This window comes from Myxacorys chilensis (genome assembly GCF_059505265.1).
On record NZ_JCACKG010000184.1, the window covers coordinates 1 to 3,804 of the forward strand.

At 48.1% G+C, this 3,804-nt stretch carries 3 protein-coding genes and 1 riboswitch; all 3 genes read left to right on the top strand.

From position 1 onward, the window contains the following. Positions 1 to 408: 408 nt before the first annotated feature. Positions 409 to 538, top strand: a riboswitch (guanidine-I (ykkC/yxkD leader). Positions 539 to 889: 351 nt separating this feature from the next. The 3 genes from AC5JLB_RS16005 to AC5JLB_RS16015 all read left to right on the top strand — a co-directional run bounded on the left by AC5JLB_RS16005 (position 890) and on the right by AC5JLB_RS16015 (position 3,671). Continuing rightward, positions 890 to 1,936 carry an ABC transporter substrate-binding protein gene (locus AC5JLB_RS16005; RefSeq protein ID WP_495874826.1) on the top strand — a complete coding sequence of 349 codons (1,047 nt, stop codon included), beginning with the start codon at positions 890 to 892 and terminating at the stop codon, positions 1,934 to 1,936. Between the two features lie 59 nt (positions 1,937 to 1,995). Next, positions 1,996 to 2,832, top strand: coding sequence for an ABC transporter permease (locus AC5JLB_RS16010; RefSeq protein ID WP_495874827.1), 837 nt, complete (start codon positions 1,996 to 1,998; stop codon positions 2,830 to 2,832). Between the two features lie 65 nt (positions 2,833 to 2,897). Beyond that, positions 2,898 to 3,671: an ABC transporter ATP-binding protein gene (locus tag AC5JLB_RS16015; RefSeq protein ID WP_495874828.1), complete on the top strand. Its 774-nt coding sequence runs from the start codon at positions 2,898 to 2,900 to the stop codon at positions 3,669 to 3,671. Positions 3,672 to 3,804 lie beyond the last annotated feature (133 nt).

Sequence of the window (3,804 nt, forward strand, 5' to 3'; positions counted from 1 at the left end):
CTCAGCCTTCTAAACCTTCCCGCAAATTATGAAGAAACGTATGCGTTCGCCCTATACTAACAGGGGTAAAGGTAGTGTGCGGTTTGAAGTGACCCCTTTAGTTCCTTCGGAGTTGCGCCTTGCGCTAGTCGCATCAGCAACGCCAAACTAAGTCGGAACCCAATTGAGAAACGTAGGATTTCTGTATTTAGCAAAATAATCTCCAATCCAAACACCAACTTATGCTGCATCTAGAACAGATGACCGTACACAAATAGAACGCAACACAACGGAATTTCTGTGAACCCGCGATCCTTCGACTGGCAGACCCAATCGCGCAATAAATAATTGCCCTGACAATTTAGCCAAATAGATAAATTCAATACATTTTTTTCTCACGTTAGATCTTACTGTTGCAACAACAAATCAATAGTCAGCCTCTAGGGTTCCGACTCAATCTATCCAAATTTGAGTGACTGGTCCGAGAGAGGCAAGCTAGTTAGAAGTTTTGCAACAAAGCTTACTTGCAGCTACACGGCGGGACAAAAGCCCGGGAGGAATGAGAAACCTAGTAGACAAAGGTTTCTCATGACTTCTGGGTTTTGTTGTTTAAAGCTGTTTGTGAGTGTTGAGATGAGCAAACCTGTTTTAGGTGTTTCGCGTTCGGTTCTAAACTCGGTTGAGTTCAATAAAAAGAGCCAGACAGTAATGAATTCCATAGCAAGAGTCCGACAAAAAGTGCATCGAGACACACGTTGCCCGGACTTTGTTCTGTAGTGTTCGTAACAGTTGCGATCGCTTATTGTCTGTTACACCCAGTACATGATCAGGCAGTACATCCCCTTTCTCAGCCACAACCGCTTCCGATTCTAGCCGTCACTCATTCTGCATTCTGGTTAAAGACAATTTTATGAGACGATCCTTTATTACTAGCGTTGCTCTTTTTTTGATTGGGTTGACGCTGACCGTCAGTTGCACTAATCCTGCCTCTACAATTAAAACCAACACTGGGCAAGGCTCCACTGACTCTGGCGGCGCGGCGGGTGGTTCTCGGTTAGGCTATAGCGCCTGGCCCGGTTGGTTTCCCTGGAAAGTGGCTGAAGATCAGAAGATTTTTGCTGCCAACAACGTTCCAGTCGAACTCAAGTGGTTTGATGGCTATCTAGAGTCGATTAATACGCTAACGGCTCAGCAGATCGACGCAAATAGCCAAACCTTGAATGACACGGTTAGCTCACTAGCGGGCGGAGCCGATCAGGTGGTGGTGCTGGTCAACGATAATTCTACAGGAAATGATAAAATTATTGCCCGTGAAGGAATTAATACGATCGCTGATTTGAAAGGGAAAAAAGTAGCGGCGGAAGAAGGCGCAGTCGATCACTTCTTGCTACTCCTGGGACTGAAAAAAGAAGGAATGTCACCGAGCGATATTCAATTTGTGCCGCTAGAAACTGGAAAAGCGGCTGCCGCGTTTGTGGGAGGGCAAGTTGATGCAGTCGCGGTGTTTGCGCCCTTCACGACGCAAGCGCTCAAGCGTCCGGGTAGTAAAGAACTCTTTAGCTCTAAAGACTTCCCAGGAGCAATTCCAGATCACCTCGTTGTCTCCCGCAAGTTTCTCAACGATCATCCCGATCAGATTCAGGCGATGGTGGATTCGTGGTTTGCCACTCTGGACTACATTCAAAAGAACTCGACCCAAGCGATCGACATCATGGCCAAGCGAGCAGGGGTTACCGTCGCCGAATACCAAGACTACGCCAAAGGCACGAAGATCTTTACGCTTGAAGAAAATCTGAAAGCCTTTCAGCCAGGAAACGATATGAGTTCGTTGTCTTACGCGGCAACTCAAATGGCAAGCTTTTTACAAGAAGTCGGACTCGCGAAACAAAAGCCTGATCTGAGCAAAATGTTCGACGATCGCTTTGTCAGAGCTTATGCAGCTAAGGCAAAGACCTAACGCTTGATCTTTCCTTGCATTAGCCTTGTCGCAAGGCGTCCTTCACCCCTCGTCTTTCCATGAGCCATACCGAACCCGTCGACCGGTCTACAAAATCTCTCGGTTCAACTGTTTTCTGGCGACTTGCCGAAGATATTCCCAGACCTCTCCAAACGGGGTTGATGATTGCCTCGATCGCGGTGCCGTTGCTCTTGTGGTGGTTGCTCACCACGTTTGGCAGCATCGATCCTACGTTTCTTCCGTCGCCTGCCAACGTCATTACCGCGTTTGGCAGGTTGTGGAGTACGGGCGAACTGCTGCAAGACACCGTAGCGAGTCTGTGGCGGGTTGGGGTTGGCTTTTTCTTAGCTGTCTTTTGCTCCATTCCAGTTGGGGTGTTGATGGGTAGTTTTGCCAGCATTCGTGCCCTTTTGGAGCCGTTGTTTGGCTTGGTTCGCTATATGCCTGCGCCTGCGTTTATCCCGCTCCTCATTCTCTATTTAGGCATTGGCGAAGAACCGAAAATTACCCTAATTTTTATTGGTGTTTTCTTTTTCAACTCCCTGATGGTGATGGATACAGTTAAGTTTGTGCCGAAAGATTTAATCGAGGCGACTTACACCTTAGGAGGAAACCGGCTGCAAACCTTGCTCCAGGTAATTTTTCCGCATGTGCTTCCTGGCATTCTTGATGCCAGTCGGATTAACTTAGCAGCGGCGTGGCAGTTAGTCATTGTGTCTGAGCTAATTGCGGCAACAGAAGGCTTAGGGCGACGAATCAGCGTGGCGGGTCGTTTTCTCAGAACAGATGAGATTTTTGTGGGTCTGATTGTAATTGGAGTGATCGGCTTAATATTCGATTTGTTCTTTCAGTATTTGCTGCGGGTGAGTTGCCGTTGGGCGGCCCAAAAGCGCTAACGTTACTCGTTCTCATTTGACTGATTTACGGCTATTCAGGTGTACTGCTATACAAGGTTTAACTCATGTTTCTAGAGATCAACAATCTGCACAAGCATTTCAATACTAAAACCGGCAATCTCGTGGTTCTGAAAGACATCAACATGGAGATTCAGCGTGGGGAGTTTATCTGTGCGGTGGGTGCGTCGGGGTCAGGTAAGTCTACGCTGTTGCGGCAAATTGCGGGGCTAGACAAACCCACGAGCGGAGAAGTCAAAGTTGACGGCGAAGTGATAACTGGACCCGGACCCGATCGCGGCATGGTGTTTCAGCATTACACGCTGTTTCCGTGGATGACGGTGCAGCAGAATACTGAGTTTGGGCTGAAGCTGCAACGACTGTCGAAGAAAGAGCGGCGTGAGAAAGCCAGCACCTACTTAGAAGTGGTGGGTCTCTCTAAGTTTGCGAAGTCGTTGCCGAGTGAGTTATCTGGCGGGATGAAACAACGGGTTGCGATCGCGCGTGCCTTAGCCTCCGAACCGAAGGTACTGCTGCTAGATGAACCGTTTGGCGCGTTGGATGTTCATACCAAGGAATCGATGCATCAGTTTATGCTCGAACTGTGGGAACGCACGCATCTCACAGTGTTTATGATTACCCACGATGTCGAAGAAGCAGTTTTCCTCTCGAATCGCATCTATGCGTTGGGCGCTCGTCCGGGTACGGTGCGGCGAGAGATGTCGATTAAGTTACCAGAGCGCACTCAGAATATTAAGCGCAATTCTACGTTTCATGATTATCGGGATGAACTGATGGAACTGATGCGAGGACACGGACAAGAAGCGTTAATTGCGGCTTAGAAAAATGAGTCGCGGATGAGGCAGATTTTAACGAACTGCGATTACTACGTAAGCTCCGAAGGATCGCGGCAATGGAAGTGTTAAGTAGAGAGGTGCAATTAAATATAAGATAGAGTAGGAGTGTCACCTTGTA

Excerpts from the sequence above, each read along its gene's own strand:
- AC5JLB_RS16015 (WP_495874828.1), top strand. The coding sequence starts at position 2,898 with ATGTTTCTAGAGATCAACAATCTGCACAAGCATTTCAATACTAAAACC.
- AC5JLB_RS16010 (WP_495874827.1), top strand. The coding sequence starts at position 1,996 with ATGAGCCATACCGAACCCGTCGACCGGTCTACAAAATCTCTCGGTTCA.
- AC5JLB_RS16005 (WP_495874826.1), top strand. The coding sequence starts at position 890 with ATGAGACGATCCTTTATTACTAGCGTTGCTCTTTTTTTGATTGGGTTG.